The organism is Virgibacillus profundi (assembly GCF_002287375.1).
Lineage (GTDB): Bacteria > Bacillota > Bacilli > Bacillales > Amphibacillaceae > Virgibacillus_K > Virgibacillus_K profundi.
In genome coordinates this window covers 76,767-103,602 of record NZ_NPOA01000004.1, presented here as the reverse complement: position 1 = coordinate 103,602, position 26,836 = coordinate 76,767, and the positions used below count along the sequence as shown (strand labels likewise).

Here is a 26,836-nt window from a genome sequence, read left to right as displayed (position 1 = left end):
TAAGGAGGTAAAGTGTTGAGTTATGAAAATGTAAAACTATGGTTTGCTAGAGATGAAGCAAAAAATATAATAACGATAAATGAAGTTGATAAAAAGAACAAGCACAATACATATAACTGTCCAATATGTGGATCAGATTTGAAGCCAAAAGCAATTGAATCAAAGCGAATTACACCACATTTTGCACATGTGGATGCAAGTAAATGTAGTTCAGAGACAATGATTCACTGGTGGTTCAAGCATAGATTCTTAGAATCTGGTGATACATTCACTGTTATAGCAGATAAGGAAAGAGAATATGTGTGTAAAAATGTGTCTGTAGAGCAGCCACATGATGTAGAAGATGGTGTTTATAGACCTGATATGACCATTGAGACTGAATGTGGAGAAACAATATACTTTGAGATGAACTATTCAAATCAGAAGAAGGTTAAAGATTATTTAGATATGTGGTTGGAATTAAAGAATATTGTGGTTGAAGTAGATGTAAAAAGTTTGATGAAGCAAGATGAAATACCTAAGTTTAAGGCATTGTTTTATAATGGAAAGTGTTTTAATACTAAGAGAAATGATACTTATTATAATACGATTGGTAAATATAAGGAAGAGTTGATGAGCAGTGGTGTTAGGAGAAATGCTAAAGAAAGAGTTAAAAAGTTGGATTGGTTTTGGGAAGATGTTTTCAGGTACAAGAAAGGTGAAGTCGATATTGAGCATTTGACTTTGGTTATTGATGTAATTGATGGTGAAGAAAAGGATTTGGTTTATCACATACTAAATAAACAAAGCTGCGCTAATGTATATAAAGATTACTTAAACTATAAACAAGAAGTAGTTTTCAACGAATTGCTAAGAGAATATAACTCAGAAAAAAGTGGTTATTATGCTGAAAAGTCTGGTTTTGTGAATTCTTGGGCTACGAAATACTGGACAAAGAAGATTGAGATTCGCAACGAAAGTGGCTTTTATAAAGGTTATGATATTTTGAAATATACAGCTAATGAAATTAACGATAGTGTAAGAAATATAATTATTGAAATCAAAAAGAAAGAGCAAATTCAAAAGGATATTGCCATTTCCAAAAACAACAGCGTGCTACTAAATGCAATTAACTATATTGAAGAGAAATACAAACAAATCGACAAAAGATACAATCTGCGATTAAACTTTCAGACTATGCGTGCTGACTTCTGTTATGGTTCACGCACAATAATTGGTATTGAAATCCCTAAAGAAATTGCTCATTCAAATGATTACTTTTCCATTATTGAATATCTTGATGATAAAAAAATAGATGGATATGTAAACAATGTAGATAAATTCGATAACATAAACGAATTGGAAGGCATACTACAAGAGATGGATATCATGTGTCGCAAAATAAAGTTTATAGACATTTATGAAGAAAAAGCTAAAACAGGACGTAAAAGACGAAAACGCGTCATCAAAAGTAGGAATGTGAACTACTCGTTGGAATGTAAATATTATTCTGAGAGTTTGATAGAGATAAGAATCCACAAGCTGATCGACAATTATTATAGATTGAGTTTAATCCGTCCCATTTTATATATTCATAAAGATAACTTGTATTTCGGAAGAACAGTTATTGGTGAGAACAATATATTGGACAGAGAGAAAATTAAGGAAATCGATGATTATGAGTCGGAATTAATGAGTACGATTTTAAGCTTAATTCAACATGATCTCAACATTATGTGCAAAGAATGTAACAAAAACATTCTATTAAAGGCTGGCGAGATAAAATTCTATCTAAACAAGGGATTCAATTTACCAAAACGTTGCAAGTCATGTAGAAAGAAACGTAAGCAAAAACAAAATAGATAAACAATATTATATTTAATAAAGGAGTGCATGAATTATTGAAAACCAGACAATTCTACACATTTAAATTCAAGTCTTCGAGGTTAAAAGAATTCGATTATGACATCAACCTAACCTTTGACGAAGCAAAAGAGAATAACGAAGTGATTGCGTTGTTTGATAGCCAAGTATTGCGTTCAATAAGAGATATACATAAAAGAGAAATTGATTATGATAATTTAGAAGGACTGCACAAGAAAAGAAACTACTTAAGAAAACAGGAACATTCAGATAGCAATGTTGCAAAAATTCAATCTATACAAGATAAAATTAATAAAGTTCTATACATGCCGGAATACATTACAATTGTAATGGATCATAATAGCCACTACACTCACTTGTACAAAAACGGTTTGCGGCTAAACGGGAAGATATATAAGAGGTTTAACTCTTCTGCTAGTCAATCTAGAACCTCTACGGTAACTTTTTGCGAAGAAAAAACTGTAAAGGAATTGCACAGAATCATGGACAATGGTAGAGATAAAACCATTCCAATGGCTCCAAGCAAATTTAATGCATATAAGGGGTTAGCTGGCTCAAGCACTAAAGTTGTACCTACACCGAGATTCGCCTTAGTTCCAGACTACGAGAGCAAAACAGAGTTTAATGCGCACTTTGTAACAGAAAACGATGATTGGGACAAAGATGACACTATGGAAGAAACAACAATCACTGAGTTATTTGACCGTTTTGACGGTCAAGGTTTAATAAGTGTAGAACAATCGAAGAAGTGGGCAAAGGAGTTGGAATTAGACTATGTACCAGCTCAATGGTGTATACGCCAAAACTACATTAAAGGAATGCTTTGTACTTTTGATATACATAAATTTTGTGAAGAAGAAAATAGTGGAAATTACACAATTAATACATCCTATAAAGACGAAGGTGAAAATCCTATTACCGCTGATCTTAGAGACATCGATGTAATTTTATCAGAAAGTCAGTTTAAATTATGGGACTCGTTTCCTTCTATTGAAGTGTATGAAAAGAACTGTGAAGATAATAATTTGAAATGGGGAGTTACATTATATACTCCTAAACAAGATAAAGATATATTGTCCATGAATTATCAGTTTATGCAGACTTTAAATTTAAACAAAAAAGACATAGAAAAAGTATCTGAAAAGTTTGTGGATTGGATTACAGGAATTAGCTCAGAAAATATATACTACACCCTTCTGTTTTTGATGGGTGAGAATGTTACAGAAGAAAAAATTGATAGATTAATAAATCATGGTGAAAACTATTGGGTTAAATCATTATTGCTAAACCACAACTTGATTAACGACAAATATATAAAACGTAAAATTCATGACATGGTTAAACGAAAGATCCAACGTGCCTGCCTTGGAGACATCATTGTAGATGGGAATTTCCAAGTTATAGTAAGCGATCCCTATGCTCAAATGCAACACGTTTGTGGTCATGATGATGTTACAGGATTGTTGGGTGCAGGAGAATACTATTCAAACTACTGGAATAAAAAAGGTGTTAAGAAAGTGGATTCGATGAGGTCTCCCCTCACCTATCGCAGCGAGCATGTTTTGTTGGATTTAAAAGAAAGTAAAAATCTGAATGAATGGTACAAATATTGTTATACGGGAATCCTCGTAAACATACATGGTGATGAAACTGTAAGGTGGGCAGGATCGGATTTTGATTATGATATTTTAGCAACAACATCTGATCCAACAGTTATTAGTGGAGTTTATCAGGATGAATTACCTGTTGTATATGAAGCACCTAAACCGGAAAAACAGATTTTAACAGAAGAAGCGTTATATAAGTCAGATTTATTTAGTTTCGGTTCTATAATCGGCTCAATAACAAATAAGAGTACATCTGGGTACGCATTACTTTCAGAGTTAAAAGAAGGCACAGATGAGTATGATGTGACTTTAAACCGAATCCGCATGTGTACAAAATTGCAGTCTGCCCAGATAGATAAAGCAAAAATTGGAGAGAACGTGAAAGGTATCCCCTCCCCTTGGACTAAATATCAAAAGGTGAATGGTGTTGATGTTGATAGCGTCAAGGACGAAAAGGAATTTTTGAATAGTATTTTACTTGATAAACATCCATATTTCTTTACGTATCTCTATCCTGACACAAAAAGAAAATATAAGACTCATTATAAAAAATATGATGTTTCTACACAACAGAAATTTGGTATGACATTAGAAGAACTTAAATCATTAAAAAGAAAGACTAAAGAGCAAATTGATTTCTTACACTTGTTTGAAAAATACTCTCCTGTCAATGATAGTGAGTGTGTCATGAACAATCTATGTAGATATATCGAGACAGTTGACTTTAAGATTAAGAATATCGTGAGTAAAAATGAAGAAGTTTATCACCAGTTGTTGATGAGTAGTGATTTTAGTGGAGTAGATGAAGACAAATATAAGAAAGTAGTTGAAGTATACTCTCGATACAGAAGCAACGTTAGTAGCTTTGCTTTTCTAAATAGTTCATCAAAGAAAGACGGATTCGACGAAGAAAAATACATATCAATAATAGGACATTATGAAAAATTCAAAAAGGAAATGAATGAAGTTTGTTCTAATGTAGTTGAAGCTGTAGACTATCTTATTTATATGTTTTATGTGGATGAAGGAAAGTTCAATAAAGATATATTGTGGAATATATATGGTGAACAAATATACCAGAACATCAAGAGTAATACTAAGGAAATCTGTGTTCCTGTAGAGGATGAGACTGGAAGTTTTACATATTTAAACAAACGTTACAATCTAAGAAAGGTGGAGTTATAGATTGTATGAGTATAACCAAAAGACACATGCCGAAAGAATATTAAAAGAAGGATTTCAAGGAAAATTTTTAAAATCAGGAATGAGGGTTCTTGCAAAGTATTACAGAGATGTAGAGGATAAAGAGAGAAAAGATCGTAGGATTGCATTGTATGATTTCTGTGAGAAAAACATTGAAGGTTATAACAGAGTCAAGTATTATCAAGCAATCAACGCCGCTTTAAATCATGCTTCAAATAAGAAGAATAAATTAGTAGAAATTGAGAAAATAGTTGTTACAAAAGAAGAATTGAATTACATAGATAAACTGAAAATAGATTACAAATATAGGAAGATTATTTTTACTTTACTCGTTTTGGATAAATTGAGTATGGAATCTTATAACATTAAAACAGGTAAAGAGCCTAACAGTGAACATATTTTTGGGAATCCATTACGTAAATACAATGAGCTGGTTAAATCATCTCAAGTAACAAGCACTATGATGAAGAAAGATGGTTACAGTAATATCAATGATGTTGTTAGATATTTTAGCAGTTTAGGTTTGGTTGAAGTATTAAACCAAGGAATGATCAAGCTAGTGTTTATTAATGAGATTTCTGAAAGTGGCAATGAATCTTTAAAGATTGTAGATTATGAAAATATTGGTCTGTACTATGATTTACACAAGGGTGTGAAGAATGTTAAAGAGTGTGAAGAATGCGAAGTACCCATCAGAGTAAAATCTAATAGCACAAAGTATTGTGATAAATGTAAAAAAGAAATTGAAAGAATTAAAACAGCAAAAAGAGTCCGTCGTTATCGCAATGTAACGGAGTAGGAAAGCTCTAAATTCCTTGATATTGCTAAGAAATAACGACTCTCATATATTATTTATATATGAAGAGGAGATTACTCTATTATTAGTAGGCTATCTCACAAAACCATCTCACAAAACTTTTTTAAAAGAATTTTCAAATCTAGTTGACTATAAGTAAATAATATTGTATAATGTATATAGAATCAGATAGTTGCTTATCAACAAATAAAATTCAAAGAATAAAAAGGAGATGTTTTATATGGAAATATCAATAACACGCAGCTTATCAGAAATCAAAATGCTCAACAAAAGGATCTCACGCAAAATCAGTGATTCTATATTCGGTGGATATTCAGTTGGTAAAAAGGTAATGACTGGATATGATACAAAAGAGGATTTAGAACAAACGGTTAAATCTGACTTTGATTCAGTCAATGATTTAATCGCACGTAGAAATGAGGTTAAATCAGCTATTGTAATGTCAAACGCTACTACTAAGGTTGAAATTGCAGGAGTCAAATACACAGTTGCAGAAGCAATTGAGCGTAAATCTTCTATTGAGTATGAAGAACACTTGTTAAATAGGTTGAAAAATACTTACACTCAAATTGTTAGTCGTGTAGATGATGTTAATGACGACATGAATCGTAGATTAGATAAGCATCTAGAAACTTTGTTTAGCAAAGAAGCTAAAACTGATGTGCAGCAAACCGATTCAGTAGTGAAATCATTTAAGGAGCAAAATGAAGCTAAGTTGATTGATCCTATTGGATTGAAGACACAGATTGAAAAGTTGGAACAGAAGATTGAAGACTTTCTGACGGAAGTGGATCATGTGCTCTCGACGAGCAACGCAATTACTACAATTAATGTTAGTGAATAATAGATAAATAATAACATATAATAGGTTATACACATATAAATTTAACTTAATATAACTTCCAGTTAATCGAAACTTTCTAAATCAAAACACCCTTTGGGCGTGGGCAACGTCCTAAAACTTACATACTTTAGAGAAGAGTGTCTATTAAAATAGTATTTGCTTTATACTCCTGTGTGATAACAGAGATATAAAGGCAAATAAAAACCCAAGAGCATAAAAGCTCAAAGTTTACAAGCTCATTTCTTAAAGTTTAAGTATTAAAGCTCTTTTGATGTAAAGTTTAGGAATCAAATTTGATAAGTTCGATAAAATCCAAGATTAACAGTCTATGAGTGGTTGTTTGTTGACTCAGAGAGTACTGCTTGGCAGATTAGCTGGAAAGTTTATATTATGTTATGAAGGGTGTATCATGGTTCGATTCCATGACATGACAGAATGACTTCCCTCGGGTGTGGGTGTCTATAAACGTGAGTTACATACTATTATATTAGAAGAAAAAGGGAGAAGATCAATTATGTCAGTAAACATGAAAAAAGATGAGTTTAAGAAAGCAGTAGCAGAAAAGTTGAATATTAAACAGGTAGAGGCAGAGAAAGTTATTGCTGGAGTATTTGAGACTGTGGAAGATGCACTTGTGGAAGGTAAAAAAGTTCCGTTGGGTGGACTAGGTAAATTGGGCACAGTTGAGAAGGCTGCTCGTAAAGGCAGGAACCCACAAGATGGATCTGAGATTCAAATTGAGGCTAAGACGGCTCCAAAATTTAAGGCTTCAGAACATTTGAAGGAACTAGTTAAATAATACATAAAATATAATCCATAGATAAACAATAATATATGATAATATACAATACAAACTAGAGTGTCTAACAGTGGAAGCAAGGGGTAAAAACAATCCCCTTCCACTCACTGATACCTAAATAAACTTAGGAGACAACTATATGCCACTACCAAAGGATAATTTACTATTCGGATACGCAAATAAATTAACAAATGAGCAAAAAGAGTATGTCGATTCAATTATAGATAATCAACTGACTATTGTTAACGCTCGTAGTGGAACGGGTAAAACGACATTAGCCGTGGCTTGTGCAAAGATTATCGGAAAAGATTTGCTTTATGTTTTTAGTCCAGTGGAAGAAAATTCGCTTGGATTTACACCGGGGTCTGTGGAAGAAAAAGAAATGAAATATATTCAACCACTCAAGGATGCGTTGATTGAAATAAACGAGCATCCAGACAAGGTTATTGCAACGGAAGAAAATGTTGAAAACGTTAAAAATGGTAACACATGGGTTGAAGCGAAGTCGCATGTATTCGCCAGAGGTACAAATATTAAAAATAAAACAGTTATTTTGGACGAAGTTCAAAACTTTACCAAATCAGAGTTACGTAAATTGTTAACTAGGATACATGACGATTGTACTGTAATTATGATCGGACATACGGGGCAAATCGACCTAGAAAGAATACAAGATAGTGGATTTTTACCTTACATAGAGCATTTTAAGAATAAAGATTATGCACATACTTGTGAATTAAGTTGGAATTTTAGAGGGCGTTTGGCTAACGATGCCGATGAATTGATTTAAAGCTAAATAGTATTACACCACTTTCGACTTTATATCGATTTTGTGGTTGTAGTTAGATTGTTTTTCTAACTACCTTATTTTATATAAGGTGGAGAGGTCTTGCCTTAGTAGACACCTTGCAAAGCGGTTTTCTGTCATCCATTAAAACAGATGATTCAAACTGGTGTTTCGCTACCATTAAACGCGAACTATAAAGTAAATAATAACATAACAAAAACATGAAGTCAAATAAACTTAGAATAACAAGGGAGAATGATTATATATGGCGAAATTAAATAACAATATTACATTCCAAAAAGCAGCGATTGAATTTCAAGAAAACGGAGAAATTTTAGTTCATGAAGTTACAAAGGATGGAACTGAAACATTCTCATTGACCGATCATTTAAGGGAGTTTGCAACGGAGGATCTTAGTCGCTTAGTCAATATCTCTATCAAGGAAGATGTTGTGCTCGAAGGAAACGTGGAATAATGATTACACCTGAGCACTTGCAAAGACGTGAAGATGAAAGTGTTGATAGCTATCACATTCGTCTTTTTGAGAATCAAGATGACTACGACATTGACAAATATACTATAGCTAATTTACTTAATGAGGCTTCTGGAAAGAGCTATGATGAGAGTAAATGGCGTAAGGATTATGCACTATACAAAAAATGGCGGGATTACATACTTCAGAACAACTTGGATGATGAACGCCTACAACTATATGAAGAAGCCAGACTTGAACAAGAAAAAGAAAAGGTTCGTCAACAAGATCAGAAACGTGAATATCGCAAGATGGTTCGCAACTCTGCTAGGTTCGAGAAACTTCAAGATGACATACGTTATGCTGTAGGCGAGTTAGAGAAAGTCAAGCCACTTCCTCAGAACAACTCGATACATATGGTTTCAGATGAGGAAAAACATGGATTGTCTCTATGGTCTGATTGGCATTTTGGAATGGAAATAGATAACAATACCAACAGGTACAATAAGGATATCTTCAATCTACGCCTTAGAGAGTTGATTGATAAAACTATTGAGCATGGTATTCAGCATAAAATTTCAACACTACATATTGCTCAACTCGGAGATTTACTTGCAGGTTTTATTCATGTATCTACTCGTGTTCAAGCTAATGAAGATTTAATTGAACAGATTAAGTATGTATCTGAAAGACTAGCAGAAGCAATCAATGAATTAGCCAATGTGTTTCCTAATATTGTTTACTATAATGTGATTGGGAACCATGGTCGCGCAGGAAAGAAATCAGAAGTCGGCATCACTGAAAACTTTGAGTACCTTGTTCCTTGGTTCTTAGAAGCTAGATTAAGCCATTTAGATAATCTTGAAATGATTACCGATAAAGATGGATATATTGTAGCCAAAATATTCGATCAGGATGTAATCTATACACATGGCAATTTTGACCAAGCCGATAGAGCTGTTACTAGGTTGCCACAATTGGTCGGTGTGATTCCTTCTTACATTTTTTCAGGACATATTCATCATAACTATACCAGAGAACATGGTGTGACTACTGTATGTGTCAACTCTTCCATGATAGGAAATGATGATTTTGCTACTCAAGGCAGATATGGTGGAAGACCATCTCAAAAGTTCTTTGTGTTTGATAAAGAGATTGGGATGGAATGTGAATACATAATCAAATTTAAGAACTAAACAATATTATAATAATATCGGGTGACGCATTGTGGGGTTAAGTGCCCACTACCCTCTATTTATATGAGCGGAGGGAAATCAAACGTCTCAACAGACTGGCATATATAAAATAACGAACACAGTTAACGGAAAAGTTTATATCGGTAAATCTGTACATCTTAATAAAAGGTTACGCGAGCATCGATCGTCATTACTAAAAGATTATCATCCGAACAAACATTTGCAAAGATCGTGGAATAAGTACGGAGAAAAATACTTTACATTTGAAATCTTAGAAGAGTGTTCGGAAGACATAGTAAATGAGCGAGAGATGTACTACATAAATGAATATAAGTCAAATATTAAAGAGTTTGGTTACAACATGACTCTCGGTGGGGACGGGAGTTTAGGATTAAAACATACCGAAGAGTCTAGACAGAAGATTTCAGCAATACAATTAGGGAGGAAGCTTCCTGAATCACATAAACAGAATATAAGTAACTCTCTAAAGGGCAAAGTACCTAAGAATTATCATATGATAGTTGAATACAATGAATCACAAGAAATTCCCATTACCCAAATAGCTATAAAGAATAAAACTATTATTCACTGGAAGAATATAAATCATTGTGCCAGAGAGAACGATTTACTGGCTACAAACATTGTGAAATGTTTAAAAGGTAAATATAGAACATGTGGTGGAAGTATATTTTTATACAAAGACAAGTTCGATACTGATATTAACATTAATGAATTAATAAAAGATAGAACGAAGAACAATCAAAAAACTCAAGGAGTTGTACAACTTTCTAGCGAGTTGGAGTTGATCGTTGAATACAGTTCTATGAAACAAGCGCAAGAGAGTGGTTATACTAGACAGTTAATTCGACAGTGTTGTACTGGTATATTGGAAATGTATAAAGGATTTAAGTGGATGTATAAAGAGGATTATGAAGAGTTAGTAAATGAAGATGTGTTTAATATCAATGATAATAGCTAAACAATACCACACAACCAAACCAAAAGGAGTTTTCAAATGAGTAATATTTTCAAGTTTCAAGAGGAAGAACAATGTGATTGTGAAACTTGCCATACTATAGAAAGTCATCTAGAAATTGCATTAAAGAGTGATTCTAAGGATGAAGTGCGTCACATATTACGAGGACTTTATGAAGATGCTCACCAAGAAGGTTATAGAGCAGCATTGGTAGATGACATTGAGTTTAAGACACAGGTGTTAACTCAGACTCCTAGTGAAGATGAGTTTCTGAATTAGGGTTGGGTTTGATTGGAACAAACTGGTATGACAACTTGATTGTTGTCCGATGCCGTTCTATTAAATATTATAATAAGGAACGGTGATGTTGATGAGTAAAGAAATGTACAGTAAAGATTATATAGCTATGTTAGATGAAACTGGCTCATTTGAAGAGTATGTATTCTTTGACCATTTAAAGAATCGTGAAATTATTATCAATCAGCAAGTAGATGACTCACTGGTTGAGCGAGCAATCATGCAAATCTTGAAATGGAATAAGGAAGACGCAGAAATTCCAAAGAATCAACCTATAAATATTTATTTAAATAGCCCGGGCGGAGATTTGTACGGAGGTATGGTTCTAGCTGAAGTTATACAGAAATCTAAGATCCCTGTACACGGATATCTACTAGGTTTGTCAGCAAGTATGGGTGGGCTATTGGCTATTGCATTTCATAAGACATTTGCATATGAGCACTCTAATATACTCTTGCATGATGGTTCTACATTTTTACAAGGAAGTTCAAATAAAGTAAAAGATACCATTAGATTTCAGGAGGCAAAAGACGACCAAGTGAAACGATTTGTTGTAGACAACACAAACATCACAGAAGAAAAATATGATTCCATGTCAGATCGTGAGTGGTGGATGACGGCTCAACAAGCAAAAGAATATGGAATTGTGGACGAGATTTTGTAGTAAAACATGAGGATGTAATTGTCTAATATTCATCCTCTTAATAGCTAAAGGAGGATGAGGTAGAATGAGACAATTTGGCTCACAGTTCCATGGTTCTGATTCAATTCAGACTAGTGTAGCGAATGAGGAAATAATTCCCAATAAGGTCAATATATACAAATTTTCAGTGTCCAATTCAACAGATTGTACAGTAAGTATCAATGGAAGCAACCCCATCTTTTTAAAAGGTGGAATGGGATTCTCTACAGAACAAAACGATGCAATGATTAGTTCTTTTAAATTTCTTGAGGATGGAATAGAATACTTTTGGGTTGGTGGAAGTTAATGCTAGGTCGAGGATATTTTTTAGGTAGTGCTAGCTCAGACGGTTCAAGTGGAAACGAAGATGTAGCAATAGATAGCAATGGAAATATTGTATTTACACCAGTTGATCCTATTCATATTGACGCAAATGGAAATGTATTTTATTCCCAAGAAAATAAGAATGCTTACATGTACAGTGATTCAAGCGGAAATGTTTTTGTAAAGGCGGTGAATTAATTGGCAGATATACAAATTGCAAAACAATCAGATTTAGATGGCAAGGCTAATGTAAGTCACAGTCATAATGAATATGCTTCAGCGGATCATAATCATGATGACACATATCAACCTGTGGGCAGCTATGCAGACACCAGCCATACACACGCATATGGAGATTTAACTAGCAAGCCTACTATTCCAAGCAGCACTAATGATTTGAGTAATGATAGTGGTTTTATTACGAATTCATACGATAATACAACTAGTGGATTAACTGCTACAGATATTCAAGCTGCTATTGATGAGTTGAAAGCGTTGATAGATGGATCAGGTGGAGCTTAATCTATAAAACTTGTGTTTAATTGGAATGGAACGTTTATAATTAAATAATAATATATGTTACTAAGAAGAAAAGGGAGAATGTTATAAATGAAATTAAAAATTGAGTATGTACAAGTAGCAAATTGTATTAATGTGTTAGATAAATTATCTTTAAAGGGTTTGAAATCTATTCATCGTACACGATTAGCTAAAGAATTGAGTGAGAAGTTAACTCGCATAGTTGAAGAGCAAAAAGAGATTCAAAAAGAATATTATGAACTAGATGAGGATGGCAACCCCATTATAGAAGATAAAAAATGTAAGGATAAAGAAGAATATCTTAAGACAATGGGAGAATTTACAAAAGAAAAAATTGTTATTGATAGTGGAGATTCTCAAGTGATTTTGAAGTCAATTAAACAATCATTAGAAGAGTCAGAGGTTGAATGGAATGGTCGAGAAAGTTATGCATTTGAGTATCTGTATAGTGCTTTGAGCGATGAGAAAGACGCTAAGAAAAAAGAGGCAGAGACTGAGACAGAGTAAGTTTTATGATTGGATGGACTGGTGTTTCACCACCATTTAGTGTGAGGTTTAAAGTTAGCGCTAAAGCAGATACTTAGTGCTCCGACATAACGGCATATTACAACTGCATAGTTGTAATGTGAAAAAATAATATTATGGATGCTATTCCCCTAAAGCAAAGATGTGGGCAGTATCTAATATGTAAATAATATTATGTTTGACTTGAATCATAAGATTCTTTGAGTCCATCTGAATATTTCGGGTGGGCGATTAAGAATCTTATTTTAGTTTAAATTTGAATAGAAAGGAGTTTTATAATTTGACTAAAGATACGAAGGAACTCAAATTGCCAAAATCCAAAGTTTGTAGCAAATGTTTAATAGAAAAGAAAACAACAATAGATTTCTATATGACTGCAAATACACTACTGAACGCAGATCAAAGACTGTCTATTTGCAAGCAATGCTTTTGGGATATAGTTGATTTTGAAAACAAGTCTTCTCTCATTGAAGCTTTGAGAGCTATAGATAGACCATACTTACATGAAATGTATTCATCTGCTAAGAAGTCAGAGAAGAAGAATTTGACTGGTGAGTATATGCGGTTGTTAGGAATGAAACAAAACATAGGCAGAACTTATGTTGATTCCGAATTTGGTGAAGATAGCGATGAGTTAATTAAGAAGGTTTCAGATTATAATCATGACGAAATTGGTTTTACCGAAGAAGAGATGGGACAATTAATCCAGTTCTGGGGTAGAGGATTTTCATTGGAAGAATATGAATTTTTGCAGACAGAGTATGAAACATTTCTTAATGCGTATGAAGCTGATTCTTATACTATGGAAGTACTATTCCAAGAAGCTGCACATCAACGATTAACAATTAAACAGAATCGAGAAAAAGGTGTAGCTGTAGATAAGGATTTGAAAACACTACAAGATATATTCACATCTGCAAATATTAAGCCAATGCAAGAGACTGGTGCAAACGCAACGGATCAAGCTACATTTGGCACATTGATTAAAAAATTTGAAGATGAGCGACCAATTCCGGAGCCAGATCCAGAATGGAAAGATGTTAATAAGATTAAGAAATATATAGACGTGTTCTTTAAAGGGCATTTGAGTAGAATGTTGGGTCATGAGAATGACACTAAAGATGACTATGATAAAGAAACTAGTAAATATACTGTGACACCACCTAGTTATGATGGTGATGATAAATGAGTAGCAACCAAGTTCCTTTTCAAACCGAGAGAAACAAACGCCACAAAGGTAACAACATATTTAAAGCTGGAAGAAATGTTAACAAACATAATGACAATTTAACAAAGTCAGAACGGTTAATGGAAGGTGTGGGAGTGTGGACGAGTTTCTATAGAGCCAATCCACATCGATTTGTTGAGGACTATTTTGGAATTAAACTGAAAATGTTCCAACAGATATTGATTATGATGATGATGTTTAATAACTATTTTATGTATTTTGCGTCGAGGGGGTAACTAATTCTGCCCCGTGTGTATGGAAACATGCACAGAGCACAACTTGAATTGCAGGCAACTCCTAAAGCCCTTTTGCCACAACGGAAGGATGAAAGAAACCTAGACGTGAAGGAGCGAAAGCAGAAAAAAGTAAAGGGATAACATACGGACAAAATCCTAATTGTTGAGACAATGGATGTTCATGCAGCGAAGTCTCGAATAGAGAAACGTTCAACGACTATTCCGAAAGGAAGTACATCACAAGCCACTGGTGGTGGAAGCGGGTTGCTCCTAACAGATAATGCTGAGGATGAAGAAATAGTCTGTTCTTGTGTGAAAGCATAAGAGATTAAAATCTGTATTAAGACTGGCGACTTAATATAAACACGAAATTGCAGGGAAAAACCTTTTTGACAGCTATTTACTGTTGCGTAGTTTCGGTTCTTAAGCCGAATTCGAAGATAGTCATAGCTGCTGGCTTGCGTAGCCAATCCAGAGAAGTAATTGAAAAGATAGAGGAAATTAGACATGACTCTCCGGGATTAAAAAGAGAAATAAGTGATATAAACACAGGCTCAAAAGATCCGCAAGTTTTATTCCATAATGGTAGTTGGATTAAAACTGTAGCAGCGAACGATGGTGCGCGAGGAAAGAGAGCAAACATCCTAATTGTGGATTAATAATTAGTCCCCTATTGACAGTGATGCAATAGCGAAAACTTCTTAAATTGCTGGGAACTCCTAACAAGTAATGTTGAGGACAATCAGCAGCCAAGCTCCTTAAAGGAGAAGGTTCAACGACTAGCCGGAAGGCGTACACTGTAAGCTTTTGACAGTGGAAACAGGAAGCATCCCTCTATGTGGATGATGAGATAGTCTAGACTATATGGAAACATGTAGAAGTTCATAAGCGAACTGTATAGAGATTAGCGCCTCTATATGACTAAAAACGGAATTTAGGATGGTTGACATAAGTGTCATTTCCAGCGTTTTACGTAAATTTTTGTCGGCTCCAAGAAACCCGGGTTACTTAAAGAAACCAGAATACGCCCACCTTATTGAACGTAACCAAGAGTTATATCTAAGCTCTGCATGGTACAAGTTCCATTGGTCTTACAAACGTATGCAAGCCTATTTTGACTCCATGATGGAAGGTAGAAAATATTTTGTTTGTGGTCTCCCCTACCAATTAGCTATCAAAGAGAATCTTTTAGATAGAAACCAAATAGAAGATGAAATGGCTGAAAGCGATTTTAATAGGATTGAATTTTCAATAGAAATGGAGTGCCTATTCTATGGTGAATCTGAAAAAGCATACTACAATTTTGAAGAGTTACACAGGAACAGAAAAATACCAAGACCACTCTACCCACCTAATACATATGATTTGCTTAGAGATAAAAAGTTCAAACCTGATACCAAAAAGAAAGATGAAATTAGAATATTAAGCTGTGACATTGCTGCAATGGCAGGAAACCGTAATGATGCTAGTATTTTTACTGTGGCAAGACTAATTCCAACAGCCAACGGTTATACACGAGAAATATCTTATATGGAATCTTTAGAGGGTGGACATACACAAGCACAAGCTGTACGTATCAGACAAATGTACGATGACTTTGATATAGACTATATTGTGTTGGATACTATGGGCGTAGGGTTAGGTGTATATGATCAATTAGTTGTTCCATTGCTTGATGATGAAAGAGGAACAGAATATGAGCCAATTTCATGTATAAATGATGAAAAAATGGCTATACGTTGTACATATTCAGATGCAGAAAAAGTTATCTACTCTATTAAAGGCAATGCTCAACTAAACAGTGAAGCTGCTATTTCATTAAAGGATGGACTACAACGTGGAAAAGTTAGATTGCTTGTTCCAGATAATGAAGGTAGAGATTTTTTAAGAAAGATTAAAGGGTTTGATAAGTTGCCACCAGAAGTGCAGGCAGAAATGGAATTACCGTATGCGCAAACTACACTGTTGATTAATGAAATGATCAATCTCGAAGGTGAGCGTAATTCTGACAGTGGGTTGATTAAACTTAAAGAACAGAGATCAGCTAGGAAGGATAGATTCTCTAGTACGATGTATTTTAACTATATAGCTAATCAATTGGAGAGAGAAATGTTGCGCGGAAAACAAGAAGATATGTCAGACTACATGTTTTTCATGCAATCTGGGTTCTGATCTATATACATCTTCAATAATTAAACAATATTATATTAAATACATGTTAGACATATACACTAAACGAAAGGAGGTAATTATTATTACTAAAGAAACAGAAAACAATACAGAAACACAATCTACTGAATTCAATGACTACTCTGATTCATGGATGGAATTAGCAGGTTTATCAGATTATGTTTCGCAATTTGGAAACAGTTATGCAAGTTCAGCAGATATCAAGATTACAGATTTGTATAAGTATCTGATGAATCCACAAGCTCACATTAAGCAAATTAGAAATGCTTCTACCTATTTGACTAATAGACATGGAATATTGAAAGATGTGTTACGTATGGTGCAGTCTTTGCCTACATTGAAATATAATCTTATTTGGTCTAACTATGATGACGTAGAGCGTAATAAGAAACATGAGAAGAAAGTTCAGGATTTTTTGGATGATATTGATGTGGTTCAGGTGCTCAGAGATGGACTGCTTGAAATTTCCGAGTTAGGAACTATAGTTACTTGCTTGCGGAATAGACAGTACGTACAATTTTTAGATTTAGATGACATCGTGATTAGAGAACAAAGGAATGGAAAATGGATAGTTGAGTTTGATTTTAAGACATTAGACTCTATTAGAAACATGGAAGATAAAATGATAAAAATCAATTCTTTACCTAATGAAGTTACGGTACAAAGTTACAACGCATACAGAAATAGCAATGATAAAGAGAAAGATAGATATGTAGAAATTAGCAATTGTCACGTTTTGAATATTGGAGTGCGGAGGGGACAACCTTTTGGGCTTCCCCTAACATTAGGTGCGTGGCAATCAATTTTACAAAAAGAAGTTATCAATAAGGTCGAAAGATCAGTTTCAAATAGGCTGCTCCAGCAAATTTTGGTTTTACAGGCGAGTCACATCGACAAAGAGCAAACTAAGCCTGTTCCAAAAGAAGTATTGCAAGCTTATTTCCGAGAAGTGAGCAAAATAATTACTAAAAAAGACGATGGTAGAATCCAGAAAAATGAAGGAGGCAACGGGCTAATAGCTCTTCCTCATTTCTTAGAGTTAGACACGGTAAAAATGGATACTACACTGTTTAAGGAAGAGTTGTACAGCAAAATGAATAATGACATATACCAAAATTTAGGTGTAAGTCCAAGTTTACTGGCAGGTCTTGAAGGTAACTACGCTTCTGCCAATGTAAACCATAGCAAATTCTTTAGCTACATTACTACGATTTTAGAGCAATTTGAAACTGTGTTAAATGATTACATTAAGATGGTATTACCTAAAAACCAAAGGTGTAAATTGGTTTTGGATAGAACGACCATCTTGGAAAAAGAGTCAGAAATTGAAAAATTTAAAGAATTTTATCAGCAAACCGGAGTGATTGAGCCTTGGTTAAATGCGATTTTTGGAAGTGGATCACTAAACGCAATGATTAATCAATCCAAATATGAAAAAGAAACATTGGATACAGCTACTTGGTTTACTCCACCGCTAAATGCACATACGAGCAGTGGCAAAGACTTACAGAACCCAAATAGCAATCCACCATCGAACGAAAACACCGAGAAATCAAAAACAGACAATAATAATAATACTCCGAGAGCCGCTAAATAAAGAGGTGATATATATGAAAGGTTATCAACCAAACCTAAAAGACAAATGTAAGAACCAAGTTGAAGTATTCAATAGACGCAATGATTCATTTTTAGAATTGGGCGCTGTTCAACAGACATGTGATTGTAAAGATGGTCAGTGTAAGTATGAAGAAGGTAATAAATAATATTATACACTTTGAAGGGTGGTGAGAAAATTTGAAGGAACAGATTTCTGTAAAGCCTAAGATTTTAGATTTGCAAAGCACTAATGACATCTATATGACTTTAAACATAAGAATTTTGAGTAATAAACCCAATTTAAACGGTGCTGTTTTTACATCCGATTTCATAGAGAAAAATGTGCAAAACAAGGATAAACTGATAGGAATCCCCTTTGTAGTAGATAGAGATAGACTCGAAGAAGGGGATTTTACACAGTTGTCACACAATCTCACTGCCGATGGAGAATTGGGAACAGATCAAATTGGTAGTTTTGTGGATTTTTGGCAAGAGGAAGATGGAGACACCTTATATCTATGTGGTCAAATCAGAGTCATGAAACGCTACAGCCGTGTTTGTGAGGCAATAGTTGAACTATTTTCTGAAAGCAATCTTAATACCAGTTGCGAAATCTTGGTACAAGGATACGAAGAAATTACTGATGATGGAATTCGCAAGATTCATTACAATGATGGTAGAAATGCTCTATTTGCGTCATGTTTAGTGTCGAATCCGGCAGATGTAAATGCTAAAGGAACACTTCTTATTGCTGAAGCGTATGAGCAAGATATCAAAAATCAGAAAGGAGATGTTATTATGCCTAACAATAACAAGCAAGACAAGATTGAAACTTTCAACAAAGGTGTGGAAGTTAAGTATCATGGTGTATTAGAGACATCAGCTTTAAAATGGCATGAAGTGCGAGACAAAGTTTTTAATTTAGTTAATCCGTACAATGCTGAAAAAGATGAGCGTGAATATAATTACATGATCATGGAGCTTTTTACGTCCTACTTAATTCTGGAAGACTGGGACAATTTTGATGTGTTATATAAAGCTTCATATGAAATTGATGGTGATACTATCACTATCGCTCCCAAGGAAGACTGGCAAGTTGGAAGTTATGGCTTTATTCCAGAAGGAATTGAACTGAATTCTATTATAGTTAATCACGACGCTAAATTAGTAGAGCTAAATAAAGAATTAGATAAAACGAAGGAGGAATTAGAAACAATGTCAAAAGAAAAGCAAACTGATGTTGAGTTAAATGAAGCAAAAATCAAAGAATTAGAGGAAAAAGTTGTTGAATTAAATGCGACAATTGTATCTGAACAAGAAGCTAAACAAGCTTTGGAAGTTACTATTACTGAGTTAAGCGGGACAGTTGATGAGCTAACTCCGTTTAAGGAACAAGTTGAAACTGCCAAGAAAGAAAAAGAGACTGCTGAACTAACAGAGAAATACTCTAAGCTTATCACTAAAGAAGTGTTTGCTTCTGAGCGTGTAACTAAGGCTATTGAGGAATTAGACTCTGTTGAGTTGAATTCGGTTGTTGTAGAAGAAATTGCTAAACAAAAGCAAACAGATTTAGAAACAGCGTCAACTAAAGATAAAGATGTAGTTATTGCAGCAACTCAAGGTAAAGATTTAATTACATATGATAAAGATGCATCTTACTGGGCTTCACCACGCTCTTAATAGGTAAGAAACATTATACACAGTTATAAATAAAAACGTTCTTAGTACGTTAAAACTAAACAAATATAAAACAAATTAAAAGGAGAATGATTTATTATGGCAGGATTTCTTGCATTAGGCAACGACCAATATATTGGTACATACAAAAGCACAGGTGAAGTAGAAAACGGGGCATTCGTAGAATTAGATCATGCAGCAAAAACAGGTTCATTAGCAGCAGCAGGAGCAGTAGACGTTTATTTTGTTGCAAATGAATTAGATTATATTGAAGAAGAAGCTATTGACACTATTGACTTCCGTGTTAAAGCAGATAAATTTTTACGTGCTCACAAGCCACAGGCAGGCGAAATTTTGGTAACAACTGTTATTGCTGAAGGCTTAGCTGAGGGTGATGAAGTAGCTGTGGGTGCTGGTGGTCAGGTTGTTAAAACTCCAGTTGATGGAACAGCTCAATTTGTAGTTAAAGAACTAACTGGTGAATACGGTGTTCCTACTGCACGTCTGTTGGCACTTTAATCAATATCAAAAAGTAAATAATACAGTATGGAATAATAAAAAATAAAACAAAACAATGGAGGAAGAATAATATGAACATTAATCAAGAATCACGTATCGTAGAGGTATTCTCTACAGATATGTTAAAAGGTAAAATTGAAGTAAATGAGTTGAAAGATGCACACGAATATATTAAGGAGTTGGCTTCAAATCCAAATCCTAATAATCGTTATGAAATTGCACAGATTATGTCATTTGTAATCAACGAAGGGTTAAGTCAACGTGTAAATTATTTAGATTTAATTGCTGATGTTAAGCGTACTGATATTGATACAAAAGCACGATTCAAGACTGAAATTGACGGACTTAAAGCCATGTTCCAAGCTAAGTCTGCAACCACTGAGCGCTCAAAAGTTAGCTCTAAATACACTGGTTTAGATACAGAAGAAGTTTCTATTCGTCCAGTTGTTGATTTTTTAGAGTTGCAAACAGGTAAGGCTAATTTGACTGACTTGGCTCAAAAAGCTGCAATTAAAATGGAGCTTGCTATTGTTAAACGTATACAAGATTCAGTATACGCGGCATTTAAAGGCACTACTGGTGTTAACTATGCTAGTGGTTCAGGTATTGCTAAACAGGCTTTTGACCCTATCTTATTTGCTATGGCTCGTGCAGGTGGAAGCACTTCTATTGTTGGGGATACTGAAGCATTGGCTAAATTCACTGCTCTTACTGGATTTGATGGTAATGTACCTGCCGATCTAGCAGCAGAACATAACCAGAACGGAATGATTGGTAAATATAACGGTTCTTCTTTGGTTAAATTGAACAACCCATTCCAAGCTGGCTCTTTAACTGAAACTGAACTACGAAAAGACTTGGTTTATGTAATTCCTAACGTTGAAGAAGGGCTTAAGCCAATAAAAGTTCAATTTGCTGGTGGGGTTCAGACTACTGATGCACCTGTTAGCATTGATTCTAAACAAGTTGAGTTCCGTTTCGATCAATATATTGGTGCTGGTGTTATTGGCGCTCGTAAACTTCTTGGCGTGTATGAAGATACAACTCTAAGTGAGTAATTTAAAGATAAATAGTATTATACATATGAGATGTATTATTGATTTAATACATCTCTAATACTGAATAATAAGGAGAGATTAATATGGCTAAATATAAAGTACACAACAATAATGGTTTTAGAGTGGGTATTCGATATGACGATAGCTCAAATCGTGAGCAGGTTATCATGCCTCGTACATTCATTCATATGGAAGAAGACGACATTCTTTATGTGGATGCAGTAAGTCAACTGTTTCGTAAAGGTGTTATTTTCACAGAGGATCAAGGTATGTTAGAGAAAATGGGATATCTAGAGAAAAATGCTAATACTGTTTCCGAAAAAGAAGTTGCTGCGATCCTAAAGCTAGGTGTTGGAAAAATGAAAACTGAGTTGAAAAAGTTAGATGCAAAACATGCTATTGATAAAGTAATCAATGTTGCTAAAAAAGATCAAGATTTATCCCAAGCGAAATTAAAAGTAATTGGTGATCTTTATGATGTTGAAATCTTTGATGCAATTGATGAGGATATCATTTAAGGGAGGTTTCCACAATGAATACAACTTCCTACAACGAAATATACGAAAAGTTTCTCAGTAAAATACAGGATTACGATTTGCTCAATGAAATCCAGACTGATTTAACTTTTGCCAAAGAAATGCTACTCGATTATCTCAAAAGCGCTCACCCTCATTTTACATACGCTTCAATTAAATTTGAAGATGTAATGGACGACACAAACGAGCAATTTACTATATCCCTTTCTTCAACAGAAAAAGAAATTCTTGCTCGGTTCATGGTTGTTGAATATATGTCGCCTAAACTATTGAGGACAGAAATGTTTGAACAAAAACTAGGTTCGAAAGACTTCCAAATATTCTCCCCCGGCAATCTGTTGGGTCAACTAAAAGAACTTAGAGCATTAGAAGAAGAGAGAACTAATACACTCATGCTTCAATATTACTACATGGAGGGGATGTAATGTTTGTTACTGAAACCCATGTAGATAAATTGAAAAATAAAATATTCAAAGTGTTGTATCTGTTTGAAGGTGAGAATGAGGGATTAACTACATATATTCACTCAGTTATCTATGAGTTAGAAGGATTGAGATACAGAGTAAATCCTGTACAAGATAGTATGTTACAAACTCTTATATCTGATTTGGAACACATGTATTCTGACAGTCTAGAACCTGAGCCAGATTTAGCTACTATCAGACGAGAGATATTTGGTCATATGAGTTTGCTGGATAAATTTTTTGAGTCTGGTGATACGTAATGGATTACTTAGATAGATATGTGAAGCGTCTGAATATGAGTGGTAAGAGTGCTGTTGAAGCTCAGTTGAATGAAGCAATTAAATCCTTTGAGAGAGACTTTAATACTTCCCCATCCTATTACAGTGTGGATATTGATGGTGTAATGGTAGATACAATTATCAACAAGAAGACCAAGTATGATGAGAAACTTGTGAATTTTAGACATGGTTACAATCCTCTTGTTGGCAGTGTCGTTACCTACAAAGACAATAAGTATTTGTTGATGGAAACAGATGAGGATGATATATATCGTTTTGGAGTAATGAAGAAATGCAACTATATTATTCCTGTTAAAGTAGGCGAAACAAAAGTGTTTGCAGGGTATGATCATAATGGTCAACCTTACTATACAACTGAGATTGAATATGAAGATGTTCCTTGTATTATAGATAGTAAATACTACAGTTCTAATGATAATGCTCAGTTGCCACTACCTGAAGGAAAATTAAGCGTGTATACCAAATATGTTCCTGATTCAAACATTCAAACCAATGAGGAGTATGTATTGTATGAAAAACGTTATATAGTGGCTGACATTGACTATACAAAAGTTATAAATGGGGTTGGAGTAATAGAGATTATTGTTGAAAGGAAGGTAGACAAAGAATGAGCATATTAGCGAATATGATGAATGACGCTTATAATATTTTACATGCAGATGAACAATTGCTCAGACTTCTTTACTACCCACCTACTAGTATTCCTAATAATCAACCTAACCCATTGGATGAATCCTTGCCTAATTTAGTTGTTGAGCAGGACATAACTAAAACACCAACACCTGAGAGCTTGAAAATGTGGGAGATTATTAACAGACACATCGAGAGAACCTCGAAAAGCGATGATCTAGAAAATAACTATTTGTGTCGTATATATCTCTATGCGGGTAAATCAAGACCTCATGCAACAAATAAAAGCACAACCAGACAAGAAATTGTTGTAGATATATTCTGTCACAACTCATTTAGTGTGGATCAACGCATGGAACGCATTGGAGATAGAGCACATCAACTTCTCATGAATAATCAAGTGACTGGTTTAGGAACAATCGATTATGCAAATGGGTATGACTTTACAGCGCCCAAAGAATACATAGCATATAGGCACATTTACCAAGTAGTGAGGTCGAAAAGATGAATTTTGATAAGCGAAAGCAAAGTACGATTGTAGATTCAGATACTGTAGAACAAGTAGAAGCAATTGAGCACATTGAAGACATTGAAGACTTTTATATTCAAGGCTCACCTATTAAAACAGAAATAGGATTTTGCCACTTTATCAAAGTTAAAGATTATTCTGAGATGATCGGAAAACTCTCTGTGCTAGTGTACGATAAGAACAAAATCATGGCAGATATGCATCAACAAAAGAAAAAAGCATCAGGTGAACATTTAAAAAGTTTAATAGCGAGTATAGAAGTAGTTGAACAAGGAACAACGTTTAAAATAATAAAACAACTCCCGAATTTTGATATGGCGTACCAAGAGTTATTTTCCGTACTGTTCAGAGATGATGGTGCTTGGAAGAAGGTCAGTGAGCAAAACTTTAACTATTACCGTGAACTGATAGCTAAGATGAATGGCATTACATTACCCGAAACAAATCCCAACCCAGAAATTCAAGCTTTTTTGGATATGGCTGCAAAGTCTAAATCAGGCGAAGGCATTGGTTTTACAACGTTAATGACCAGTGTTGCAGTTGGTCAAGGGGCAAGTTACGCACAGATTAATAATTACACTGTGTTTCAACTAAATATGACGTTTAGAAGAATAGCTGGCTTCAAGGATTATGACACATCCACATTATTCGCAACAGTTGCGGAGAAAGTGGATATTTCAAATTGGTCTAAAAACCATGAGATAGCTGAGAAAAATAAGCATGTAATAACAAAAGAAGAGCTTGACCAAACTGCAAATAAGGTGTTCAACAATAATTAATAAACATTATAATAGGAGGAATACACAAAATGAATAAGACTTATATAATTGATGTGGCAGAAGCCATAGTAACTAGAAAGTCTGACAAACATACAGTATTCATGGGAACTGGCAGCACTGCTGGATTCAATATTACTGGTGAGTCAGAAACGCAACGAGGAGGCATAGGAGTTAAACCTGTTTACAGGTATAACCACTCTAAGACTGTTGAATTAAATATCACAGATGTAGTATTTGATCTCAACTATTTAGCAATGACCCAAGGAGTTGAAATTGCAGATGGCAGTGCTACTGTAAAAAAAACAGAAACGGGATTAATTGTACAATCAGACGTTGATGCTCTTTCAGTTACTCTTACAGGAACCCCAGTTGATTCTACTGCTATTTTGATCAACGGTGGAGAATCTGTAGAAGTAGCCGTAGCTACTGATAGTGTTTCCGTGCCCGAAGGTTTTGCAGAAGAGGGAGATAAAGTAACTGCTATTTACAAAGAAGAAGCACAAGGTAAAGTAATTGACATCGATGCTAGTAAGTTTTCTGAGAGTTATGAAATTCAGTATAGAACAATTGAATATGATACGAAAACTAACACAGTAGTCAATGACATCTATTTCATCTTTGACAATGTTGTCTTCAACACTGAATTTGAAATGGCTCTAGAGGCTGGGACTCCATTGACTCCTGCTTTAACAATGGAAGCTTTAACAGGTGACGACGAAGATAAAATTGGACGTGTTGTGCAGGTTCCTCGCACTGTTTAATAAGACACTGTTAGTTTTAAAAGATAATAAGAAATAAATATTATATAACGAATGCAGAGATAGGTTGAGAAGTCATGAGCTTAACTGACAAGGAGAAGATTCTTATTCTCTTTCTCTATTGTTATATTAAACCAGATAGAGTGAAAGGTTTGTCATTATGCGCAGATGTTAAACCAATAATTAAATAGTGATATATAAATTATCAAGAATAACAAGGAGGCAACAAAATGTCAGAAGATAATAAGCAAGTTAAAACTACTAAACAACCCACACCCAAAAAACTAACTATGGCAAAGGTTAAACGTACAGCAAAAGAAGTCAATACAATGTCTTCTTATGAGCTAAACGAAGATGTTGCGATCAAATTCTATCCAACATTTCCAGAATCCAAAATCCATGAATTATTACAAGAGGTGCAAAACATCCTCAACTACCTAAACGAAATCGGGGAAGATATCACTGATGATGAATTAGGTCAACACGTATTCCTCTTAACAATCAAACATTTCACAGATTTAAAACCACAGATTTCTGATAAATTTGAGGAGCAATTGCAACAAATGAGTCAACTAATTGACGCAGGATATTACAAACAGATCCTAAATGAAGTATTTTCGCAAAGTGAGATAGATAAAGTAGCTAAAGCTATGGCAGAATTGCGATCCAGATATGAATTTTTAGCTTCTATTGAAGATAACACAAAAGAAAATCTAAAAGTATTAGAATTAAAGAATCAGGAAATGTTTAACACGTTGAGTAAAGAAGCTATTAGAAGTAGAGTAAATAACAATATTCAGTAGTGTTAAATGATATAAAAGGATGATTTTATCTTGATATGTAAAACGGATAAATTTAGCTGAAATGAGTGATAAAATGGCTAAGAAAACAGCAAGTAATCTGGCTGAGTTGAATGAATATTTGAAGACTCAGTTGAGTTCAGTAATGAAGCAGGAGCTTGCACAAGTTGTCAAGGAAACTGAGTCAGATATGGTCGAGAAAGAGGTTTACAACCGATATAAACCTAGCCCCAAAGGTAAGCCTTGGACATACCAACGGAGAGGCACAGACAAGGGCAGCGGCGGCTTGGGTGATATTGAAAACATGAAGGCAGAAACCGCACCCACATTAACAGGTGTAGAGTTAACAGTTACTAACACTACTACTGGACAGCAAGATACAGATATGCAGATTGCCGACTTAGTTGAAGGTGGGGACAACACCAATGGAAAAGAATATAAACACAAAGGTGATGGTTCTGGAGAGTATTTGGAAGCCCGCCCATTTCAAAAGGAAACATTGAGAGAATTGCAGGAAAGTGGAAAAGCCGTAGATGTGCTTAAAAAAGGGTTGCGAGCCAGAGGATTGAGCGCGTTTTGATTGTAGATTGAACTGAATATTGAAG

Annotated in this window: 32 protein-coding genes; all 32 read left to right on the top strand. The window is 34.4% G+C overall.

Translation table 11 applies throughout. The features are described 5' to 3' along the window. Window positions 1–15: 15 nt before the first annotated feature. The 32 genes from CIL05_RS22405 to CIL05_RS06785 all read left to right on the top strand — a co-directional run bounded on the left by CIL05_RS22405 (window position 16) and on the right by CIL05_RS06785 (window position 26,811). Window positions 16–1,845, top strand: coding sequence for a zinc-ribbon domain containing protein (locus CIL05_RS22405; RefSeq protein ID WP_206207756.1), 1,830 nt, complete (start codon window positions 16–18; stop codon window positions 1,843–1,845). Between the two features lie 35 nt (window positions 1,846–1,880). Continuing rightward, the gene (locus CIL05_RS06935) at window positions 1,881–4,655 is read left to right on the top strand and encodes an RNA dependent RNA polymerase (protein WP_095654795.1); all 2,775 of its coding nucleotides are present in this window, start codon (window positions 1,881–1,883) and stop codon (window positions 4,653–4,655) included. A 1-nt stretch (window position 4,656) separates the two neighbouring features. Then, window positions 4,657–5,472, top strand: a complete 816-nt coding sequence (locus tag CIL05_RS06930) for a hypothetical protein (protein WP_095654794.1) — start codon at window positions 4,657–4,659, stop codon at window positions 5,470–5,472. A gap of 238 nt (window positions 5,473–5,710) precedes the next feature. Then, on the top strand, window positions 5,711–6,334 hold the full coding sequence (locus CIL05_RS06925) for a hypothetical protein (RefSeq protein ID WP_095654793.1): 624 nt from the start codon (window positions 5,711–5,713) through the stop codon (window positions 6,332–6,334). A gap of 514 nt (window positions 6,335–6,848) precedes the next feature. Further along, window positions 6,849–7,133, top strand: coding sequence for an HU family DNA-binding protein (locus tag CIL05_RS06920; protein ID WP_240510138.1), 285 nt, complete (start codon window positions 6,849–6,851; stop codon window positions 7,131–7,133). A gap of 139 nt (window positions 7,134–7,272) precedes the next feature. After that, window positions 7,273–7,923 carry a PhoH family protein gene (locus tag CIL05_RS06915; RefSeq protein ID WP_095654792.1) on the top strand — a complete coding sequence of 217 codons (651 nt, stop codon included), beginning with the start codon at window positions 7,273–7,275 and terminating at the stop codon, window positions 7,921–7,923. Window positions 7,924–8,185: 262 nt separating this feature from the next. Further along, window positions 8,186–8,395 (top strand): YonK family protein, encoded by a 210-nt coding sequence (locus tag CIL05_RS06910; RefSeq protein ID WP_095654791.1) that lies wholly within the window; start codon window positions 8,186–8,188, stop codon window positions 8,393–8,395. After that, the gene (locus tag CIL05_RS06905) at window positions 8,395–9,588 is read left to right on the top strand and encodes a hypothetical protein (protein ID WP_095654790.1); all 1,194 of its coding nucleotides are present in this window, start codon (window positions 8,395–8,397) and stop codon (window positions 9,586–9,588) included. Before CIL05_RS06910 ends, CIL05_RS06905 begins: the two co-directional genes overlap by 1 nt. Window positions 9,589–9,688: 100 nt before the next feature. Further along, window positions 9,689–10,567, top strand: coding sequence for a GIY-YIG nuclease family protein (locus CIL05_RS06900; RefSeq protein WP_095654789.1), 879 nt, complete (start codon window positions 9,689–9,691; stop codon window positions 10,565–10,567). 36 nt (window positions 10,568–10,603) lie between these two features. Continuing rightward, the gene (locus CIL05_RS06895; RefSeq protein WP_095654788.1) at window positions 10,604–10,843 is read left to right on the top strand and encodes a hypothetical protein; all 240 of its coding nucleotides are present in this window, start codon (window positions 10,604–10,606) and stop codon (window positions 10,841–10,843) included. A gap of 91 nt (window positions 10,844–10,934) precedes the next feature. Beyond that, complete coding sequence (locus CIL05_RS06890; protein ID WP_165769059.1) at window positions 10,935–11,525, top strand: ClpP family protease; 591 nt, start codon at window positions 10,935–10,937, stop codon at window positions 11,523–11,525. A gap of 64 nt (window positions 11,526–11,589) precedes the next feature. Beyond that, on the top strand, window positions 11,590–11,850 hold the full coding sequence (locus CIL05_RS06885; protein WP_095654786.1) for a hypothetical protein: 261 nt from the start codon (window positions 11,590–11,592) through the stop codon (window positions 11,848–11,850). Beyond that, window positions 11,850–12,065, top strand: coding sequence for a hypothetical protein (locus CIL05_RS06880; protein WP_095654785.1), 216 nt, complete (start codon window positions 11,850–11,852; stop codon window positions 12,063–12,065). Before CIL05_RS06885 ends, CIL05_RS06880 begins: the two co-directional genes overlap by 1 nt. Next, a complete protein-coding gene (locus CIL05_RS06875) occupies window positions 12,066–12,389 on the top strand; it encodes a hypothetical protein (RefSeq protein WP_095654784.1) in 324 nt (107 codons plus the stop codon). An 87-nt stretch (window positions 12,390–12,476) separates the two neighbouring features. Beyond that, the gene (locus tag CIL05_RS06870) at window positions 12,477–12,914 is read left to right on the top strand and encodes a hypothetical protein (protein WP_095654783.1); all 438 of its coding nucleotides are present in this window, start codon (window positions 12,477–12,479) and stop codon (window positions 12,912–12,914) included. 298 nt (window positions 12,915–13,212) lie between these two features. Next, window positions 13,213–14,121, top strand: coding sequence for a YonG family phage-derived protein (locus tag CIL05_RS06865; RefSeq protein ID WP_095654782.1), 909 nt, complete (start codon window positions 13,213–13,215; stop codon window positions 14,119–14,121). Continuing rightward, complete coding sequence (locus tag CIL05_RS06860) at window positions 14,118–14,396, top strand: hypothetical protein (protein ID WP_095654781.1); 279 nt, start codon at window positions 14,118–14,120, stop codon at window positions 14,394–14,396. Before CIL05_RS06865 ends, CIL05_RS06860 begins: the two co-directional genes overlap by 4 nt. Window positions 14,397–15,335: 939 nt before the next feature. Next, window positions 15,336–16,568 carry a hypothetical protein gene (locus tag CIL05_RS06850; RefSeq protein ID WP_095654779.1) on the top strand — a complete coding sequence of 411 codons (1,233 nt, stop codon included), beginning with the start codon at window positions 15,336–15,338 and terminating at the stop codon, window positions 16,566–16,568. 151 nt (window positions 16,569–16,719) lie between these two features. Beyond that, window positions 16,720–18,183 (top strand): hypothetical protein, encoded by a 1,464-nt coding sequence (locus tag CIL05_RS06845; RefSeq protein ID WP_133065295.1) that lies wholly within the window; start codon window positions 16,720–16,722, stop codon window positions 18,181–18,183. A 13-nt stretch (window positions 18,184–18,196) separates the two neighbouring features. Continuing rightward, window positions 18,197–18,349, top strand: a complete 153-nt coding sequence (locus CIL05_RS22085; RefSeq protein WP_165769058.1) for a hypothetical protein — start codon at window positions 18,197–18,199, stop codon at window positions 18,347–18,349. Between the two features lie 31 nt (window positions 18,350–18,380). After that, window positions 18,381–19,862, top strand: a complete 1,482-nt coding sequence (locus CIL05_RS06840; protein WP_095654777.1) for a DUF8531 domain-containing protein — start codon at window positions 18,381–18,383, stop codon at window positions 19,860–19,862. A 96-nt stretch (window positions 19,863–19,958) separates the two neighbouring features. Continuing rightward, on the top strand, window positions 19,959–20,378 hold the full coding sequence (locus CIL05_RS06835) for an MBL fold metallo-hydrolase (RefSeq protein ID WP_095654776.1): 420 nt from the start codon (window positions 19,959–19,961) through the stop codon (window positions 20,376–20,378). A gap of 71 nt (window positions 20,379–20,449) precedes the next feature. Further along, window positions 20,450–21,436 carry a YonB family capsid-like protein gene (locus tag CIL05_RS06830; RefSeq protein WP_095654775.1) on the top strand — a complete coding sequence of 329 codons (987 nt, stop codon included), beginning with the start codon at window positions 20,450–20,452 and terminating at the stop codon, window positions 21,434–21,436. Window positions 21,437–21,519: 83 nt separating this feature from the next. Next, window positions 21,520–21,954 (top strand): hypothetical protein, encoded by a 435-nt coding sequence (locus tag CIL05_RS06825; protein ID WP_095654774.1) that lies wholly within the window; start codon window positions 21,520–21,522, stop codon window positions 21,952–21,954. 14 nt (window positions 21,955–21,968) lie between these two features. Beyond that, window positions 21,969–22,397: a hypothetical protein gene (locus tag CIL05_RS06820; RefSeq protein ID WP_095654773.1), complete on the top strand. Its 429-nt coding sequence runs from the start codon at window positions 21,969–21,971 to the stop codon at window positions 22,395–22,397. Further along, window positions 22,397–22,696: a hypothetical protein gene (locus CIL05_RS06815; RefSeq protein WP_095654772.1), complete on the top strand. Its 300-nt coding sequence runs from the start codon at window positions 22,397–22,399 to the stop codon at window positions 22,694–22,696. The genes CIL05_RS06820 and CIL05_RS06815 overlap by 1 nt, the downstream gene beginning before the upstream one ends. A gap of 35 nt (window positions 22,697–22,731) precedes the next feature. Continuing rightward, window positions 22,732–23,346: a hypothetical protein gene (locus tag CIL05_RS06810; RefSeq protein ID WP_133065294.1), complete on the top strand. Its 615-nt coding sequence runs from the start codon at window positions 22,732–22,734 to the stop codon at window positions 23,344–23,346. Further along, complete coding sequence (locus CIL05_RS06805) at window positions 23,343–23,873, top strand: YomW family phage-derived protein (RefSeq protein ID WP_095654770.1); 531 nt, start codon at window positions 23,343–23,345, stop codon at window positions 23,871–23,873. The genes CIL05_RS06810 and CIL05_RS06805 overlap by 4 nt, the downstream gene beginning before the upstream one ends. Then, window positions 23,870–24,673: a YomV family phage-derived protein gene (locus tag CIL05_RS06800; protein WP_095654769.1), complete on the top strand. Its 804-nt coding sequence runs from the start codon at window positions 23,870–23,872 to the stop codon at window positions 24,671–24,673. The genes CIL05_RS06805 and CIL05_RS06800 overlap by 4 nt, the downstream gene beginning before the upstream one ends. Before the next feature lie 29 nt (window positions 24,674–24,702). Continuing rightward, a complete protein-coding gene (locus tag CIL05_RS06795) occupies window positions 24,703–25,434 on the top strand; it encodes a YomU family phage tail tube protein (protein ID WP_095654768.1) in 732 nt (243 codons plus the stop codon). A gap of 227 nt (window positions 25,435–25,661) precedes the next feature. Next, complete coding sequence (locus CIL05_RS06790) at window positions 25,662–26,234, top strand: YomO family phage-derived protein (protein ID WP_095654767.1); 573 nt, start codon at window positions 25,662–25,664, stop codon at window positions 26,232–26,234. 73 nt (window positions 26,235–26,307) lie between these two features. Continuing rightward, window positions 26,308–26,811 carry a YomN family phage-derived protein gene (locus CIL05_RS06785; RefSeq protein ID WP_095654766.1) on the top strand — a complete coding sequence of 168 codons (504 nt, stop codon included), beginning with the start codon at window positions 26,308–26,310 and terminating at the stop codon, window positions 26,809–26,811. Window positions 26,812–26,836: the final 25 nt, after the last annotated feature.

Bases quoted from the DNA above. Each gene is read 5' to 3' on its own strand.
- CIL05_RS06795 (WP_095654768.1), top strand. From the start codon at position 24,703: ATGAATAAGACTTATATAATTGATGTGGCAGAAGCCATAGTAACTAGA.
- CIL05_RS06860 (WP_095654781.1), top strand. From the start codon at position 14,118: ATGAGTAGCAACCAAGTTCCTTTTCAAACCGAGAGAAACAAACGCCAC.
- CIL05_RS06825 (WP_095654774.1), top strand. From the start codon at position 21,520: ATGGCTAAATATAAAGTACACAACAATAATGGTTTTAGAGTGGGTATT.
- CIL05_RS06820 (WP_095654773.1), top strand. From the start codon at position 21,969: ATGAATACAACTTCCTACAACGAAATATACGAAAAGTTTCTCAGTAAA.
- CIL05_RS06835 (WP_095654776.1), top strand. From the start codon at position 19,959: ATGGCAGGATTTCTTGCATTAGGCAACGACCAATATATTGGTACATAC.
- CIL05_RS06925 (WP_095654793.1), top strand. From the start codon at position 5,711: ATGGAAATATCAATAACACGCAGCTTATCAGAAATCAAAATGCTCAAC.
- CIL05_RS06810 (WP_133065294.1), top strand. From the start codon at position 22,732: ATGAGTGGTAAGAGTGCTGTTGAAGCTCAGTTGAATGAAGCAATTAAA.
- CIL05_RS06905 (WP_095654790.1), top strand. From the start codon at position 8,395: ATGATTACACCTGAGCACTTGCAAAGACGTGAAGATGAAAGTGTTGAT.
- CIL05_RS06815 (WP_095654772.1), top strand. From the start codon at position 22,397: ATGTTTGTTACTGAAACCCATGTAGATAAATTGAAAAATAAAATATTC.
- CIL05_RS06915 (WP_095654792.1), top strand. From the start codon at position 7,273: ATGCCACTACCAAAGGATAATTTACTATTCGGATACGCAAATAAATTA.
- CIL05_RS06845 (WP_133065295.1), top strand. From the start codon at position 16,720: ATGGAATTAGCAGGTTTATCAGATTATGTTTCGCAATTTGGAAACAGT.
- CIL05_RS06880 (WP_095654785.1), top strand. From the start codon at position 11,850: ATGCTAGGTCGAGGATATTTTTTAGGTAGTGCTAGCTCAGACGGTTCA.
- CIL05_RS06785 (WP_095654766.1), top strand. From the start codon at position 26,308: ATGGCTAAGAAAACAGCAAGTAATCTGGCTGAGTTGAATGAATATTTG.
- CIL05_RS22085 (WP_165769058.1), top strand. From the start codon at position 18,197: ATGAAAGGTTATCAACCAAACCTAAAAGACAAATGTAAGAACCAAGTT.
- CIL05_RS06790 (WP_095654767.1), top strand. From the start codon at position 25,662: ATGTCAGAAGATAATAAGCAAGTTAAAACTACTAAACAACCCACACCC.
- CIL05_RS06920 (WP_240510138.1), top strand. From the start codon at position 6,849: ATGTCAGTAAACATGAAAAAAGATGAGTTTAAGAAAGCAGTAGCAGAA.
- CIL05_RS06805 (WP_095654770.1), top strand. From the start codon at position 23,343: ATGAGCATATTAGCGAATATGATGAATGACGCTTATAATATTTTACAT.
- CIL05_RS06850 (WP_095654779.1), top strand. From the start codon at position 15,336: ATGGTTGACATAAGTGTCATTTCCAGCGTTTTACGTAAATTTTTGTCG.
- CIL05_RS06910 (WP_095654791.1), top strand. From the start codon at position 8,186: ATGGCGAAATTAAATAACAATATTACATTCCAAAAAGCAGCGATTGAA.
- CIL05_RS06890 (WP_165769059.1), top strand. From the start codon at position 10,935: ATGAGTAAAGAAATGTACAGTAAAGATTATATAGCTATGTTAGATGAA.
- CIL05_RS06800 (WP_095654769.1), top strand. From the start codon at position 23,870: ATGAATTTTGATAAGCGAAAGCAAAGTACGATTGTAGATTCAGATACT.
- CIL05_RS06895 (WP_095654788.1), top strand. From the start codon at position 10,604: ATGAGTAATATTTTCAAGTTTCAAGAGGAAGAACAATGTGATTGTGAA.
- CIL05_RS06830 (WP_095654775.1), top strand. From the start codon at position 20,450: ATGAACATTAATCAAGAATCACGTATCGTAGAGGTATTCTCTACAGAT.
- CIL05_RS06870 (WP_095654783.1), top strand. From the start codon at position 12,477: ATGAAATTAAAAATTGAGTATGTACAAGTAGCAAATTGTATTAATGTG.
- CIL05_RS06885 (WP_095654786.1), top strand. From the start codon at position 11,590: ATGAGACAATTTGGCTCACAGTTCCATGGTTCTGATTCAATTCAGACT.